Raw genomic sequence first — 17,481 nt, forward strand, 5'->3', positions numbered from 1 at the left:
CTCTCTCTTCTCTCTCAGATGAGGGATACACGGTGGGTATCCCGTATCATTTCAACCCAGCCATTACGAAGACAAGGGGGGAATTCCAGTAGATGGTAATTTCGTTGAGGGAGTAGCAAGCCACATCATCCAAATAGCACTTCATCGCCGCCGAATCTTTCGGAATCGTCTGTGCCTTCTCATCCTGCAGCCCAATATTCGGTCCTCCTGAAACCAGTCCCGGCCAGGGCTCCTCAATATCATCAACAGCAGTGGGACGAAGATGAGGATTCTTAAAGGCCTTCTCTCCATTGCCTGTAACATAACTCACATCCATACTGTTGCAGCCAAGAAGATAATCAAGTCCTGCAACGATGGCATCCTCAAAGGCCTCATCCTTGTTAATAAGATTGGCTACTGTGAGAACCATCATATATTTAAGAAGCTCCATGTTGCTGCCCCAGATGAAGTCCTTTCTCTCCATGCAGAGATTAAAGCCGTTCTTTTCACCATTGGCAACAAGTCTCTTTGCCTCATTCACAAAGCTCTCTCTTGCAGCCAGTGTCAGGGCATTATCCTCTTTTTTAAGAATAAGTGATAAGCCGCCCAGGCCGCCGTCATCGCCCCATCCAAGACAGGTCATGACATCACCCTGATAGAGCTTCATTGTGGCAACCTTATTGAAAGCTTCCAGCTTGGCCTTCTGCTCCATGGCGTCCTGATAGTAGCAGCCCTCTGAAGTAGTCTCGTACAGTGAGCAGGCAGCCCAGTATCTGTTGGAGTAGTCCTCAGCCTCGGGATATTCTCCGGTGTTGGAGCCCTCCGCATTTCTGAAAAGAACCTCCTTGGGATTCTCCCTGAGCCAGTCGTAGGCAAGAAGAGCCCTCTCCATGAGCTTGTCAGCATAGGCCTTGTCGTAGTCCTTGTAAATTCCGGAAGCCAGGGCAAAAACAGCTGCAATATCAGCGGTAGCCAGTGAGGAAACCGGGAACAGGAAAAGCTCGTTCTTGTCATCCTCGGGCATGATGAAATCCGCATGGTTAAAGGTTGTGACCTTGTGCCATACAGAGCCGTTTTCACGCTGCATCTTCATAAGGAAATCCAGCTCCACCTTTACCTCTGCGAGAAGATCAGGAAGCTGACCGTTGTCGCATTTTTCCTTGGGAATATCAAATTCCAGATCAAGAATATTTGGGAAAAATCTCACTGCATAGAGAAGATGTGCCACGGCAACAGCTCCTGCAGTGGAGTATCTGCCGTAGTCGCCGGCATCATGCCATCCGCCGGTAACATCCACAGGCTCTACGTCCTCCCCGTAAACAGTGGCCTTGCTCATATGGCAGGGTTCGTGATAGTATTCGCCGGCGTAGCGTCTTGCCAGGGCATCGCCGCAGCGAAGATAATAGAAGCATTTGCAAATGTCTCTTTTGAGCTTGTCAAAGCAGGCGTAGCCAACCTTAAACTCAGGCCCCTTGACGTCTCCCGCCTCAAGCCTGTAGCTGCCGGCTTCGCTCAATATAGTAAAGTCCGCAACGTAGGTATCCTCACCGGAAATATCGTCATTTCCGAAGTGCCTTGTCTTACCCTCATAGGCGGTGTCCCCGTTTTCATCCACCACCCTGAAATCCTCTGCAGGGAAGTTCAGCACCGCACGCTTAACACTCCCCGGCAGGTAACCAACCTGGTTCATGAATATCTTGTTCATAATGTTCACCCCAACTTTATAGTTTTTATCAACAGTTAGGACTATTGTACCACAAAAAAGTACCGCACACTGACGTGTACGGCACTTTCTTGTCTCATAACTTATTTCATTACTTATTTAACAACCTTGATGGTGATCTGTCTCGTGATTCCTGCGCAGTACAGGTTGTAGGATACGGTTCCCACCTCGTTGGCCTTGAACTCAAAGCTGTTGGATGTGGAGCTCTGTATCGAAATTACATTGTTGCCATCAGGAGTGTTGCTTCTGGAAATGACATTGTAAGCAGCTGTAGAGCCGTTACTTAAGTAAGCTCTGTAAGCCAGCTTACCGGTCTCACCCTTCTTGATGGTGTAGACATTGTCCTTAAATTCACCAGTATCACTGGCCTTGGTTACCTCAATACCTGTAGGAAGACTGTACTTGTAGGAAACCTCACTACTGTAGCAGGTTACGCCGTTGTGGCTGTACTTAACTCTGATCTTGTAGTTACGCTCCTCACCTCTTCTTACATTGGTGTCGTGGTATGCATTCTTGCCGGCATTGGTCCAGCTGTCACCGCCGTTGGTGCTTACCTGAACGGTAAGGTGTGAGTGGCCCTCATCCTTGGAATTGAGCTTGTAGGAAAGTCTGATTCCCGGCTCTGAGTAGGAAGCACTTACGTTGGTTACAGGCAGAGGAACATTCCTTACTCTTCCTGTATAAGCGAAGTTGATACTTGAACTACCGTCTGATGCACCCTGGATCAGATAGAAGTAATAGCTTCCGATATCAACTGTACTGTCGATAAAGGCCTTGTTGGCTTCACTCTTACCGTTTGTTGTAATGGTTTTTACATACTTCCAGTTGTAGCCGTCATATCCTGCCTTTGTTATAATGGCTTTCCATTCATCCTCTGATATCTTTGCAATATACTCTTCAAACTCTTCGTAGGTCTTGTATTTATCGGAAAATTCTTCATATATCTCAGTAAGATCCGGCTTCATATCATTAGTAAGTTTCTTGGTGCTGCTGTCCACTTCAAGTCTGAATACTCTGTAGTACTTGATGTTCTTAACCTGCTTGAAGCTGACTCTGATCTGCTCAAGGGCCTCATTGGCTGCCTTGAAGTTAGCGATCTGAGTATAAAGAGCGGATGCTTTTCCCCTAACCTCATCGGAAATGTACGGGATATAAATAGTGTTGTCCTTCTTGGCTGTGGCAACATCATAAATAGGACGTACATAGTAGTAATAATTTGTATCTATCTTGAGGTTCTTGGTGTCCTTATAAGAAATAACCTTTACTGTCTTCTTATTATTCTCATCCTCATCCGACAACTGAAGCTGATATTTCTTTGCCTTTTTAATGCCTATCTTGGCTATGAGCTCATCACCGGTCTGTCCTGCTGATTTTCTCTCAGCGCCGTTGATGGACTTAGTACCTCTGTAGAGCCAGTACTGCTTTACACAGTCATCTGCAAGCCAGGCAAGCTGGATCATGTTGGGACCGGAATCTGATGTCACAAGGCCCTGAACCACGTTCATCTCAGGCACGATCAGTTCGCCCTTGCTCCATCCACCGGGTGTATTCTTTTTGGTGGCGATAGGTCTTACGGCATAGTAAGTCATTTTTTCCGGAACGAAGTTGTTGTAGAACATTGCAAACATTCTTATGGTTGAGTAATTCTCATTCTCAAGGGTACATTCCATAAGAGAGGCACTTCCCAGAGGATAATTCTTCACCTTCTTATAGGTTCCGTTGGCGGCATTGCACTTAAGAAGCTCAAAGGACTTGATATTGGAGATATCCTTATCGGTAACAAAATAGATAAGTCCGTCCTTTGCGCAGACTTCAGTGTTGGTGTCGTGAACATATATCTCTGAAGCAGGATCTATGTTCTCTCCGTTAATGTAATCGTTAATATGCTTGTTGGCTCTTTCAAGGTTCTTGGCATTGCCATTCTTGGCATCGGTTGCATCATAGTAAACACCTGCGGTGGTCATGATAAAGCAATTGTTGGGGCCGGCCTTGCAGGAACGAACATTGGAAGGCGCAGAAACAACCCTAAGTCCGTTTACAAAAGTAACTACCTGAATACGTCCGAAATACTTATTTCCCAGAGTACAACTGGGCTCATCCAGTGTGTATGACAGCTTAACGCACTGAGGCATCTGGGTCTTACTGATAAGGAAATCACCCTCACAGTGTTCTTCATTAAAGCCCTCTTCTACAGGATAAGCTGTGTTCCAGGCCTCCTGGAATCCGTCGGGAGCCTTGGCTGCATCATATTCCTTGTTCTTGGATGCGATCTCCAGCATGTACACCTGGTTCACATCCGCTCTTTTGATCATGGTAAAATCGAAATCTCCGGTGATATCGCCACTCTGGATCTGAAGGAAATAGGGCGCTGCGCAGGTTACAAAACTATCCTTTACTGCTCCTGCAGCATCCAGACAATCAAGACGGTAGATAAGTGAATCCTTCTCGGTATCAACTTTCTTAAGGGTTACAGATTTACCCTTCTTAGGTCCCCAAAGTTCTTTTGCCTTATAACCGGTGGGCTCTGAAGCATCCGGTGTAAGGTGATAAAGCTTATACTGCTTATATTCCTTCTGCTCAGGTTTATTCTTGGTATCCGGAGCCCAGCTGATCTTAACTGATGTAAGATTCTTCTGGACAACGGCCTTCATCTTGATTCCTGTATATCCGTCCTTCCAGGTGCCATCATACTCAGAGATGGGATCTGTAGAAGGAAGGTTAACCTCGATCATATCAGCCTTTGTATACTTTGGATTGTCGTGCTCGTCAGTTTCAATTTCGCCTTCCTCAGTATAAACAGGAGTATAACCAAGGATCTTGAAACGGTAATACTCGATCTCTGAGGTCTCGTCATCCTCATAGTAATCTGATCTGCCAAGCCACAGAACATAGTCTGAAGTCTGATTGACAAAATCCTTGTTTTTTGCGGAATCATAAGCTACGGCCAGATCAGCGCTCTTGCCGGGAGCAATCTCTGTTCCAAGGACATAGAGATTACCGGCAGCGCTAACATCGGCATAAACCAGGGCAGCATAGAGATAATCCGCATCTGTATTGCCCTTTGCATTATTGGTTACACTGACATGGTCAGCAAAGCGCTTAATTGTGTACTCTGTCTCGGCAATGGGAGTCTCGCCATAGGCAGGAACTCCTACAAAGCCCTTCTCCTGAAGAGCCTTAAGAGCTATCTCTGTCTCATCCTCTGTGGGAAGCTCTACCTCTCCGTCGCCATCAATGACATCGCTGTCAAGGCCGTCCACCAGGGACTGAACCTGCTCCAATGTCAGTTCATCTCCGTCTTCCTCCTCATCGGAATAATCCTCCTCAAGGAATTCGTCCTCTGAGTCGTCCGGAACATCTTCTTCCCCCTCATAGTCCTCGTCAAACTCATAGTCGTCATCGTCGAAGACCTCAAATTCCTGGTCGAAGTCGGTATCTACCTTGCCAAACTCCGCTGCCAAAACTCGGACAGGGTCTCCGGACAGCATGAACAACGCCAGTAAAATAGCGGTCATGCGCAGGAAAATACTATGTTTCTTCTTACTACTCATCATTTCTCCCTCCTCATACTTGTGTACAGCCGCTCACCGTCTATGGTCAGCGGAAGATGAATTAATTGTACAATATTTCGTATGCGCAAATGAAATAAAAATGCAGAGTTTAGAAAGATTTAATAATAGGACATAAAAACACCCCGTGGTGCCTGGCACCGACGGGGTGTTAATGAACATTATTCAGTAATTTTGAAGCGTGCTGAAAGAGTTGTTATCTGATCGCAGTAATAAGGGCCCTTTGGAGTATCCTCCAGGAAGACATTGATCTCAATCTCTGTTCCCGGAAGAGGTCTTTCTGTGGGCTCAACCAGATCTCCTGCCCCTACTTCGGTTCCATCCTCCAAAACAGTGTCATTTACGTAGTAATAGTAGCAATGCTCGCCCTCAAGATATGCTACATCCTTGTTAAAGCCGACAGAAACAGGAATGTCTCCATCAGTGATCCTGTACTTGGAATAGAAGTAGCCGTCGCGGCCATTCTTCTTGTAGCGGACATCCTTAACCACAAGATTCAGATCATTGGCATTTCCCTTGAAGATTGTAAAGGTATCGCCCTTTATTGTTCCCTTGAAGTTGCCGGTACCCTTGACCATAACGGTGGGCGCCTTGGGATCCTGATAGGATGCTACCCTTCTGTTGTTCTTGAATCTGAGGGTATAATCCACACCTTCCTGAAGAAGGAGCTCTCCGTACTGTCCGAAGGTTACATCAACCCTTGGCACTATCCCTGCCTTGCTGTATTTTGCAGCATATGCACGTACCCCAAAGTGGTTTCTTGAATCCTTTTTGATATCGTAAGGCTTGATGGTAAAGGTCTTTCTGATCTGACCGCAGCAGCCGTTGATTCCGGTAAATACAATGCTGTACTTGCCTGCATCCTTGGCGTCCAAATAACTTACTGAATAGTCGCCGTTGCCATCAAAATTCTCTTCTGCAAGGACTGTTTTGCCCTGCTTTTCGTTTTTGTAGAGTGTGACCTTATCCCAGCCCTGATCCAGTTTTTTGTCAGCGGGATTGAACAGGTCCTCAATGGTCACATAGTAACCTGTGTACTCGATTTCTGAGGAAAGACCTGCTACCACAGCCTTGGAAATATCGTAGCCGGTAACCTCAAAGGTGCAGTACTTAACTCCGGCGTACTCTCCCAATCCCTCGAGACATACCTTGTGAGTTCCTACTTCCTTGTAGTTCTTATCAGAGTAAATAAACGCATAATCTTTTCCGTAAAAGAGCTCTTTTCCCTTGAAGAAAACATGTCCCCTGGGATTCTTGTCCCCTGTGTTGTCCAAAAGCTCTTCCATGAAGTTTTCGTCTCCAACCTCTTCATAAGGAATCTTCAGGGCATTGCCCTTGCTGTCTCCCAGCTTGAAGAAGGAAGCATTTTTACTGTTTGTAAAGTCCGCAACATCAATAAACCTGGCATCACGCTCCCCTTCGAAGTTGCTGTTTTCTAAGGCCCTGACAATAATATTATAGGTGGCACCCGCTTCTGAAAGGATCTCCTTGGAAGGATTCTCTACCGCAACAACCCCATCCTCGGTGTTCTTATAATACATATATTCAAAGTCTTTTCCGGCCTTAAGGGCAGTTCCGTTGAAGAATAAAGCCGGATGAATTGAGCTAAGTCTTGTCTTCTTTTTCTTATCAACAGTAAGGAATACTTCGTCATCGAACTCGGCCAGTTCGAGGTCTGCTTTAGCAATGGAAAAAGAGAACTCGGCCTTGGCAGAAGCATAATCACCCTTTCCGGTAATAACAGCTGATGCCTTACCCTGGGATGCATTTACGTTGTTCTTATAGGTGAGGCTGTAGTCTCTGCCCTCTATAAGAAGCTTGTTTTTGCAATAAACCATAGGTATCCCATTAATAGTGACGGGCTCACCAGTATAAATATATGCGCCACTCTCAAGAGCGGCAGACTCTGTATAAACATTGTAATCTACAAAATACCATACGCCCATGGGAATATTGGCAGGATCATCCTCAAACAGTTCCATTATATAGCCGTCGTTGATATCGCCCCAGTCATCAAGAGGCTCCTCATCAGGCTCATATCCCGGAGGAACTATTTTAAGATCCTGAGAATAAAATATGTATGAATCATCGGTTTCTACAAGGAGTGTATATTCCACGTAGGTAACCTCATCCACAGGTTCGTAAGTAAAGGTACTGTCAACAACCTCATTTCTGCCCTCGTCAGCAGAGACAGCGTCAAAACCTACCTTGTCTCTGTAAAGGTCGTAAGCTATGGCGCCGGGCTGGGGTTCCCACTTGATATAAACACTGTTGTTAGCGGCAACCTCAAAATATACCTGATCATCATTTATCTCGCCGTACATAACTGTACTGCCCTTTACTCCGTCAACCGTAACAGAGATATTGGTTTGACCAAGACCTGTAAAGGTTACAATGCCGTCCTGGTCAACGGTAGCCACAGCCTCATTGCTGCTCTCCCACGTAACGTTTCCGGGAACATAGTCCTCGGGGTCAAGGACATAGCTGCAACGGCACTTTCTGATCTTGTTTTCGAAGTAAACCTGATCAATGACGATATCTACCTGCCTGAGCTTATTTATAACGTAAACATCAAAGCTTTCGGTCTTGCCGTTTGCTGTCTCAAGAGTTATGGTTGCATTGCCCTCTGAAACGCCTGTTACTATGCGACCTGAAACTGAAGCAATCTCAGGATCGGAGCTGGTGATCTTAACAGGGCTCTTTGCTGCGGAGATAGGATAAACAGTGTAGTCTATCTTGAAATTCTCTTCGATACCAAGATTTACTCCCATCTCATCCACATTTTCAAGTATGATGCACTGGGGCTCTGTCTCCTCTTTTACCACATTGTCGGTGTAAGCCTTGATCTTGAGGTTGTCTGTCATGGAACTCCATGCGCCGTCCTCATAGCAGAAGCTCTGGCCCTCTTCAGCCATTATTGAAAGGAAGCTTCCCTCGTTAAAATCAATCTCACCGCCGGTGGATAAGTCGTAAGCTACGCCGTCGAAGGTTGTGGTAACCACAACAGCGAAGGTCTCACCGGGCTTAAGGAAAATGTCCTTATTAAGGTCAATGGTGTAGCGGCCTGCGAAGGTTGTTTTGCCTGTAACTGTGTCTTCCTTTACACCGGACTCAGGGTTGGAAGGATCTTTCAGATCTCTGTATACCTCAACGGTGTAATCGGTGTTCTCATCCAGGATGAATACTGATACAGCCTTGAGGGTCTCGCCCTCCTCAGCATTCTTTGCGTGAGCGGTGAAAACGTTGGCTCCCTTATTTACGCAGTTCATTCCATTAAAAAGGAAGCCGTCGTACTGATAGTTGTTGTCATAATCGTCGGCGGTGGTAACCTCTGCGCCGTAGATCTGCTCTCCCAGGGATGCTTCGTAATAAGACATCCAGAAATAGCCTGAGTAGTCGGGGTGCTCGATGTCTCCCTCATCTGCCCAGCTGTTTCTTACAAGGAAAGCACCGTCCTTGGGAGGTGTAATAACGAAGTTCTCCTTGGAATAGTTGTCATCCCAGCCCACCACAACAACTTCGTGGTTGACGGAAACGGACTCCGGATTGTAATAGGCGCCGGTCTCTTCATTGTAGGTGGCCTCAGCCACATCGGAAGAATAACCGTCTGTGGCACCAAAGCTGATGTCCGCAGCTCCGTACTCCATAACCATCTTCTTTAAGGGATTGAGATAAGCGGGATTCTTGAAAGTAAGGAACTTATCTCTGTTAAGGTCTGTAATATAGTAGTTCTTTACATGAGCCACATCATCATAAGCGAGATTGTCCCTGATTCCGTAGCTGTTTACCAAGGGTGCGTAGCTGTAGGGCACAAGCTCCTCTGCGGCAGCTCCGCGCCAGCTTGTCATGATGTCAAGGCCAACGATACCGTCTCCGCCGTAGTTCAGTGACTCGTAAGGGTCAATGCCTGAGAAGTAGTCTCCGTCAGTGCCTCCCAGGGGATCCACCACGCTGTGATAGTAAAAATATGCCAGATGCAGCTCAGAAAAGTCGGGATCCGGAATGAGTCCTGACTTTAACATGTTGATCTCAAGAAGACCCATAGATGCATGAGCCCAGCAGGTGCCGTAGTTGCCCTGATTGCGAAGTGGAGGAAGAAGCGGTGTTACGTACTTGGCAGGGAATTCTTCGGAAAAGAATGCCTCGTCATCATCTCCCCCTCTGTCAGTGATGTTAAACTTCATAGCGCTTCTGTGACCGGTGGCATGCATTGTGCCTCCGGTCTGGGGCTGCGCTTCTTCAGGTCCTTCCTCCTGCGCCTGTTCCTCTGATTCCTCCTCAGGCTCCTCCTGCACTTCTTCCTGCGCAAGTTCAGCTTCTTCAGAAACATCCTCTGTTTCGTCTTCGGAAAAAATCAGTTCTTCCTCTTCCTGTTCAAGAAAGAGTTCTTCCCCATCCGTGGCAAACGCTGTTGCAGCGTTTGTTGCGACAATTACCCCACTTAGTATTGCCGCCAATACTCTTTTTTTCATACTTTTTCTGCCTTTCTCCAAATTTTATCTGCACCTTCAATATTCCGCTTATTGACTACAATTGTCAAATGTAGATTTAATTGACGAATAACACCTGAAATGGGACGAATAGCAGGTGACAAAGAAGTTCAAATACAGCGATGAAGTGAAGATGTTTGATCTATACAAGGAGTTTGGAAAGAAAGGACATCCGGAGCCCTATTACAGCCTGGAGACCGGCAAGGGCACTACCGTTTATTCACTTTCTTCAGTAAATACCAAGGCAAACGGCAAGGGTAAAAAGTACCTTCTTACCAAGGGCTATTCCAAGCTCTCCACAGGAGCAAGCCCAAGCGAGTACCTGAATGTGGTAAACCTTGACCTCTACTGCCAGTGGGGCAAGACCCAGTACTACTCAATCTCCTACGATTGCAAGGGTGGAAGCCTCAAAAATCCGGTTTACGCCTACAGCTCAGCCAAGTCACTGACACTGCCAAAGCCCACCAGGGCCGACTACAAGTTCACCGGCTGGAAGCCAAGCAAGAAAGTATCAACCGCTACTGTAGTCACCAAGGGAACCTCCACCACCATCAAAAAAGGCAGTGAAGGAAATCTCGAATTCGAGGCAACCTGGGAAGCAGTTAAGAAAAAGAAATAATTAACAGCATGAAAAAGGGCTGCGCACCAATCAGTGCGCAGCCCCATTCTTATTTAGTCGAATTTTTCGAACTTGCTAATCTTGAACTTAAGTGTAGCTTTTCCGCCATACTCTCCGATACCCTGGATCATAACCTGGGCTGTGCCGGACTTGATGTTCTTCTTGTAACCAACGATTACAAAGTCCTTACCAAGAGTAAGTCCTGTGAAGTCATCAGCGGTGAGCTTAACTGCTCTTCCGGTATAATACTTATCTTTTACCTTGATCTGCTTAGCAGAGATAGCCTTCTTATTAACATTGTAGCCGGGAAGGGTAATTCCCTCTTCGCCAAAGTCATAGGTTCCCTCTGTGCCGTTTGTGATAGTTACAGCAAGAACACCATCTTCTCCAACAGCTGAAGCATAGGTGTATTTAAAGTCCTTACCTTCTGTGAGCTTTGCTCCGGTTACGCCGTCGCATACAACAGGAACCTTCTTGCCGTCAGCCTTATCTGCGCTCTTAACGTCTACAGGAATTGTATAAACGTTATTTGTAGTATTGGGTACTACCTTGAACTTGGCAGTAGCCTTGCCGTAGTTTTTACCTTTTCCTATGATGTTGAGTTCGCCGGTATCGCCGACCTTCTTGTTGTTACTGTAGGATACAGTATATTCAATGCCTTCTCTTAACAGCTTATCATAAAATCTGTAAAGTCTGAAGTTCTCAACTACCGCTCCGCCTGCCATGTAAGGAACTTCAATCATGTCCTCATCAGCAGCGTTTTTGTTGTATACTTCGTCGTTGAGTAATGCTCTGTACTCATATCCGCCAAAGTCGCTTACAGGTCTTATCTTGATATTCTTGATAATACTGCCCTCATAGATTCCTCTTCCTCTGAAGGTAATCGCCAATGTTCCGGGTTCAACCCTGCCATTAGTAGAATAATAATAGTCACTACTATCAAGTGTATTTGCAAAATCATCGAAATCCATTTCCAGTTCTTCTACCACTTCAGACAGAGACCAAGTACTTCCGGAATATGGTACTTCCGCACCATCAAGTGCTTTAAACGCATCAGGAAGCGGTAGTCCTTTAATTGTAAATTTCTGATATGCAGTTCCAACTACTCTCTTGTCACCAATCTTGCTATCTGCATTCTTTGGATATACATATAACCATCCGGTTCCTGCATTGGTGTTATAGTAAGAATAACTAAACTGGCTTGTGAAAGCTTCGTCTGTGGAACTAAGGGTTGTCTTTCCATAGGAAACTGTGAAGGCAGGTGTAGGATATTTGAGAATGCCGTCAACCTTTTCTATGGCATTGTTCTTTTCAGTAATTTTAACCTTAAGCTGGCTTGCAAATATAGTGTCATTCTTTTCATAAACTGAAATATAAATGCCTCTCTCACCCTGGAAGTATGAATTCTCAGTTGGTATAACCTTCCATTGATAGGATCCCGGTACCTTATAAGCCTGTCCAAACTGTAAATTATCTCCACCCTCAGGTGCTGAAACAAGCTCAATCTTATACTGATTCTTTTTAACCTTCTTGCCATTCAGTTTCAGAGTAATCGTAGACTTGCCGCCAACATACTGATAGCTGGAATTAAGAGATAGGCTTGTACTGGTAATGTTTGCTTTGCTGATTTCGAAGTAATAAGTTTCTGTAAATTTGTTAGCATACTGGCCCTTGCCCTTAAGGGTTACAGATGCTTCTTTACCCGGAAGCTTATTGTTAGCATATTTTACTGTATAATCAGTTCCTTCAACAAGAAGTACTCTGTCATTTCCGGTATACCAATATGCTTTCAGCGAAGGAAATGTAATAGCACTTCCTGTATATACACGATCATAGATGTTATATACAAGAAGACCTCTCTCTACAACATTTTCAGCCTGGTCTATGTCCTCAATTTCAATTTCTTGGTCATCAGCCTGCTTTATAACAGCTATTTTTGTTGAAAATTCCTGTCCTGCATAGGTCACTTTTGCAGTGTAGAGCGTTACTTTACCCTTTTCTTCAGCTGTAATATCTGTTGTTGAGATTTCCTTCTCCTCATAGCAAATGGTACAACGCATTGTTAATTCTGCCTCAGTATAATGATCATACCAATTCCAATATGCCTCTACCCAATTGTGCTCATGATCTGCCTGCTCTTCAAAGACAGCTTTAACTGCTATATAAATATCATCCTCAATATCAGTAATATCACTTCTAAGCTTAAGAACATTAGCCTCTTCACCTGTACCAAATCCGAAGTAATTTCTATATGTTCCATAAACTTCCCATCCTTCAAAGTCATAACCTTCCTTTGTAACTGTTACGCCTGAAAGATCTTTAACTACTGTTCCGGCTTTTCCGTCAACTTCTAATATTTCAGATTCAGCCAGCTCAGGAGTTGCTGTTCCACCGTCTAAACGATACTCCATAAATACAGGATATGTGGTAGCAACAGGTGTTTCAGCCTCAAGAGTAAGTCCTGTAAGACCATAAACCAAAGTCTCTGTGGAATCATCTGAATAGGTGAACTTTACAGTAACCTTCTGTGTATCCTTATCGGTAACCTTAAGAACAATGTTTCTGTCCTCGTCAAGAGTTACCAGATGATCGGGATCCTCAAAAGCCTTGCTGGGATTGATTCCTACTTCAACCTTGGCAGCATTGGGATCATCAGCCTTAAGAACAAGATAATATCCGGTCTGGAGTTCAGGATCGCTGCTAAATGTTGTCCAGTCCTTAACATACTTAAGGGTACCTGTGATAGTTCCATCAGCAGTCTCTGTAGGAGCTGTTACAACAACATCACTATACTGAAGATCGCTTGTTACCAAGTCAAAGACTACCTTAGCCTGGTCCTCAGCTGCCACTGTGATATTTTTCTCGATAGGCTCTGCAGGGTCAGTAGCTGACTTCAGAGTAAGACCTGAAATATCATAGGTAAGAAGAGTGAAATTATCATCATCATATGTGAATAAGATGTTAACCTTCTGAGTCTCTATATCAGAAACCTTAAGGACTATATTTCTGTCAGCATCAAGCTCTACAAGGCGATCAGGTTCCTCAAAGGTCTTACTGGGATTGATTCCTACTTGAATCTTGGTAGCTGCAGGATCATCAGCCTTAAGAACAAGGTAGTATCCGCTCTGTTCATCTTCCTTGCTGCTAAAGCCTGTATAACCCTCAACTGGTAAAAGAGTACCTTCGATTTTGCCATTAGCAGAATCTGTGGGTGCTGTTATCACGATATCCTCCTGGAGCTCGCTTACCAGTTTGCCAAGAACATCCGTGGTAGCAGCCTCAGGCTCAACTACCAGATTTGCTCCAGGAACAGGAGCCTCACCGGGGTCCTCCTCCAAAAGCAGAGCCTCATCGGTCTCTTCCAGTAGCTCTGCTACTTCGCTCACCGCATCTTCTTCCTGAAACAGCACCTCTGATGCATAAACCGGGAATGCTGATGTGATAGTCAGTGCTGCTGAAAGCGTTACCCCAAGCAGCTTGCAAAACACTTTACTTCTCATATTCATCTTCTCCTTTCACGGAATATCGATTGCATATTCTCTATTATATGATACTCTCATTTATGACCGATTGTCATCATATAATGTACGCAATTTTGATATTTTAAATACCTATACAATATTAGTTCGAATTTAATTTCAGCCAAAATGGTATTATCCGTTACATGGGAGAAGTTTAATAAATACTTTATATTTTATTTACTTAATTAATTTTCCGTTTTCATCGAAGGTATATTTTTTGCCCCACTTGGTGATTGTGGCGGATCTGACCATATTTCCTTCCTTATCGAAATAGTGTCTTCCATCCTCCAGGTCCACAAACTTGGACTTCACCATGTGGCCCTTGACGTCGAAGTAAAGGGTTCTGTCCTCCACAGTTACAAGGGTAGAAACTGCCTCCACCCCGTTCTCGTCAAAATAGTAGGTGGAGAGCCATTTGTTCATGAAGCCCTTTACCATATGATACTGACTGTCAAAGAAATAGCTCTTTCCGTCGATCTCTATAAAGGAGTTCTTGAGAGCCTTGTGGTTATCCTTGAAGAAATAGGTTTCATCATCCACGGTGATAAAGCCTGTGCCGTAGCTGCCATCCTCATAGATGTAGTAGAGGGCGCCCCACTTCTTTACAAGTCTTCCTGCAGGCTCTATGGGCTCTATTCCCAAGGCCTCTTCCTTAGAATAAAATCCTGTGGTAGATGAGGTTGTGAAGTAAACCTTGGTAGTGCTTTCCAGCTCTTTATCTCCCAGCTGTGAAGAGCCCATTCTGTTAAAGATGAGCTTCAGCTCTCCGTTATTTATGGCCTCTGTGGGAACATCGGTGTAGTACCAGCCGTCCTCGCCGCTGTACATGCGGGTTCCGGGCCAGGTGCCGATGCAGTTGTTGTAGGCTCCGTCATAGGACCAGGCGTAGGCTGCAACCTTGCCCCAGTTGTTCTCGTCATAGTAGTAGATCCTGGTGACTTCGGTTCCCTCAGGATAAGCGGGGATTATCTCCTCGGGCTCTGCGTTAAGGGCCTCTTCCTTGCTTCCGAAGATTCTGTCGTCGTAAACGTATCTGTGATTGATGTCAGGGATCTTCAGGTCTGAGGTCTGTGCTCCTTTTCCCCCGTTATTGAAGATAATGTTAAAATCAGCTCCGGGAGCCGCAGGAATAGTGATCTCCCACCAGCCGTCACCCTCGTCTGTGCAAGGGATTCCGGGCCACTCACCTGTGTTGTAGGCGCCCCAGGTGTAGGTGTAGACGGTATCCCACTTATCCTTATTATAGAAATGAACTGTGGTGCTGTCAGCGGAGATACCACGGGCCTCCTCAGCCTCTTTCTTGGAAGCGAATCTTGTTACCTGAAGAGATCCGCCGGGCTGCTCTGCATTGAGGGCCACATATACTTTTTCATCATCAATCTTGATATCCTGGGTCTGGGTTCCGTTGTAGTTAAAGATCACATTGTAGCCGCCCTCATGGTCCTTAGGAAGCTTAAGGTCAGCTCTGTACCAGTAATCTCCTTCGTTAACGGCTGCCTGTCCGGGCCAGCCTCCGAAGAGCTGATCGCCGCCGTCAAGCCAAGCGTAGCAGTTGACGTTCTCCCAGAGATCTGTGTTAAAGAAGTATACTGATACAACCTTAACTCCCAGGGCATCCAGAACTTCCTCTTTTGAACCGTAACATCCGTTCAAAGAAGGGTGAAAATAAGGCTCATCATACCAGTGACGGTAGTCGTAAAGATAGATTGCTGAGCAATCATCCAAGTTTTCGGCATTACAGAAGTTGATATCATATGCAGCTGCAGGAATATTAAATCTGTACCAGCCATCCCCTTCACTGACGCCATTAATGAGATGCTCTGAGGCAGCATAGAATACTCTGGCTGTGATTTCCTTCCAACCATAAGCATTGTAAAAATGGCAGATTGAGTAGTCCACATCAGACTTTTCTGTAAGAACTACTACTGACTCAGGCTGAAGCATTCCGCTGATGACACCGTCTTCAACAACGAATACGTCTCCTGTTCCTTCCACCTGATTTACATAGCTTCCGTCGGGAAGTCTTGTCTCCCCTTTTATATTGATAACATTGGATGAATTATTCACAAGAACTGCGCCGTCAGCAGCATCTGCGCCGGCGTCAAGTCTCTCGATCATGAGGACATGCTTGTCGCCGTCGGGATTGGAGAGGTACTCCTCCTTGCCTGCCATGGCGGTTCTGAACTTGTTAACAGCTGCCACTGCGGGGTCCTTGTACAGGTCGTTGCCGGCTGCTCCAAGGATGTTGTTACCGAAGGGCTCAGAAGCTGAGCTTCCGTCGGGTCTTGAGAAGAACAGCGGGGTTCCGCTCTTTCTTGCGGCGATGATGGCCCAGCCAAGGACTGTGTCGCGGTCATCGATCACTGCGTAGCTCTTGTCATTGATGTAGTTGTCGTGGGACTCAACCCAGGTAACGAGCTTGTTCTCGTCGGCCTTGTAATCCCCTTCGTCGTAGATTTTGTAGCTGAGAATATTGGAAGTGGAAAAATTGTCATTTGAAAGGGCTGATCTGATGGAGCTGCCGTAATTGCTGGCTGTGGTGCCTCCGATGTACTGCTGATAAGCGGCAAATCTGTCCATATCCCCCTGAAGAACTTCACCGTATACAAAAAGGTTGTCATAGTCCTTTCTGCCGGTCTCTGCAGCGTACTGATCCAGTGCTGCAGTCATGTTGGGATAAAAATTGTTTCTGTCCTCTTCTCCCTCATAAGAAGCAGGCACGCCATCATCGGGAAGGGCGATGTGCTTGGCGGTATCGATTCTGAAACCGTCAGCGCCGCAGTTGATGCAGTCCTCCAGATATGCGTAGAAATAGTTCTGGAAATCAGGGTTCTCTGTATCTACGTCGTAGAGTCCCCCCATGGCGTTGTAGGTTACGCTGACACGGTCATTGTAATTAACGCCGTCTCTGTAGCCTTTATGAAAAAGCTTATCCCAGCCACCTGCAGCATCGATGAGGCTCTGAGATATCTGGTCATCTGTAGGTGTTGTGTGGTTGGGCAAAATATCAACGATGACGCCGATGCCGTATTTGTCAGCTTCGTCGCACATAGCCTTGAACTCTTCTCTGGTGCCCAGCTGGTAGTTGCCGATCTTCCAGTCTGTGGGCTGGTAGTGGTAATACCACATGCCGTCGGTTCCGTTGAGGGTTCCGTCCAGGGAAAGTGCGTCGTGAGTGCTGAGGCACTCATTTATAGGTGATGTCTGAACTGCGGTAAATCCTGCCTCCGCAATGGCAGCCATATTCTCTTTGATGGTGTTAAAGTCCCAGCAGAAAGCATGCAAAATAGCTCCGTCGTGGATGGATGCTCTGTTTACATCGGGGCTGTCGTTTATTTCTTCAAGTTCATGATACTGAGATTCAAGAGCATCCTCTTTAGTGCCCTGAAGCTCTGCCTCAAGCTCCGGTTCTTCCTCAATTTCCGTGGCCTGTTCAAGTACTATCTCCTGTACCTGCTCCTGCTCAAGGGCCAACTCCTGAGCCTGTGCGCTAAGCGAAGTCCCGGTTCCCCCAAGGATCAAAGAAAGACTAAGCCCAGCGGCAAGAATTCGTTTTAATCCGCCAATACCTTTAAACATT

6 protein-coding genes are annotated in these 17,481 nt (G+C 45.9%); 1 reads left to right on the forward strand and 5 read right to left on the reverse strand.

What is annotated here, in order from left to right; translation table 11 throughout:
• Positions 1 to 46: 46 nt before the first annotated feature.
• The 3 genes from T359_RS0109855 to T359_RS0109865 form a co-directional block, all read right to left on the reverse strand.
• On the reverse strand, positions 47 to 1,684 hold the full coding sequence (locus T359_RS0109855) for a glycoside hydrolase family 9 protein (RefSeq protein WP_035784194.1): 1,638 nt from the start codon (positions 1,682 to 1,684) through the stop codon (positions 47 to 49).
• Between the two features lie 113 nt (positions 1,685 to 1,797).
• Entirely contained in the window at positions 1,798 to 5,256 is a 3,459-nt protein-coding gene (locus T359_RS0109860) for a hypothetical protein (RefSeq protein WP_155840085.1), read from the reverse strand.
• Between the two features lie 176 nt (positions 5,257 to 5,432).
• Complete coding sequence (locus T359_RS0109865; RefSeq protein WP_026517335.1) at positions 5,433 to 9,743, reverse strand: lectin like domain-containing protein; 4,311 nt, start codon at positions 9,741 to 9,743, stop codon at positions 5,433 to 5,435.
• Positions 9,744 to 9,858: 115 nt separating this feature from the next.
• Here T359_RS0109865 and T359_RS0109870 point away from each other — a divergent pair, with 115 nt between their 5' ends.
• The gene (locus T359_RS0109870) at positions 9,859 to 10,380 is read left to right on the forward strand and encodes an InlB B-repeat-containing protein (protein WP_026517336.1); all 522 of its coding nucleotides are present in this window, start codon (positions 9,859 to 9,861) and stop codon (positions 10,378 to 10,380) included.
• A 53-nt stretch (positions 10,381 to 10,433) separates the two neighbouring features.
• Here the strand turns inward: T359_RS0109870 and T359_RS22790 are convergent, their stop codons facing one another.
• Together T359_RS22790 and T359_RS21575 are read right to left on the reverse strand one after the other, a co-directional pair.
• A complete protein-coding gene (locus tag T359_RS22790) occupies positions 10,434 to 13,880 on the reverse strand; it encodes a hypothetical protein (RefSeq protein WP_051545226.1) in 3,447 nt (1,148 codons plus the stop codon).
• Between the two features lie 198 nt (positions 13,881 to 14,078).
• Positions 14,079 to 17,480, reverse strand: coding sequence for a starch-binding protein (locus T359_RS21575; RefSeq protein ID WP_051545228.1), 3,402 nt, complete (start codon positions 17,478 to 17,480; stop codon positions 14,079 to 14,081).
• Between the last annotated feature and the right edge of the window lies 1 nt (position 17,481).

The sequence above is a fragment of the Butyrivibrio sp. MC2021 genome, from assembly GCF_000621605.1.
Classification (GTDB): Bacteria; Bacillota; Clostridia; order Lachnospirales; family Lachnospiraceae; genus Butyrivibrio.

Coding starts and splice junctions, on each gene's coding strand:
- T359_RS0109855 (WP_035784194.1), bottom strand. CDS start 1,684: ATGAACAAGATATTCATGAACCAGGTTGGTTACCTGCCGGGGAGTGTT.
- T359_RS0109860 (WP_155840085.1), bottom strand. CDS start 5,256: ATGATGAGTAGTAAGAAGAAACATAGTATTTTCCTGCGCATGACCGCT.
- T359_RS21575 (WP_051545228.1), bottom strand. CDS start 17,480: ATGTTTAAAGGTATTGGCGGATTAAAACGAATTCTTGCCGCTGGGCTT.
- T359_RS0109865 (WP_026517335.1), bottom strand. CDS start 9,743: ATGAAAAAAAGAGTATTGGCGGCAATACTAAGTGGGGTAATTGTCGCA.
- T359_RS22790 (WP_051545226.1), bottom strand. CDS start 13,880: ATGAGAAGTAAAGTGTTTTGCAAGCTGCTTGGGGTAACGCTTTCAGCA.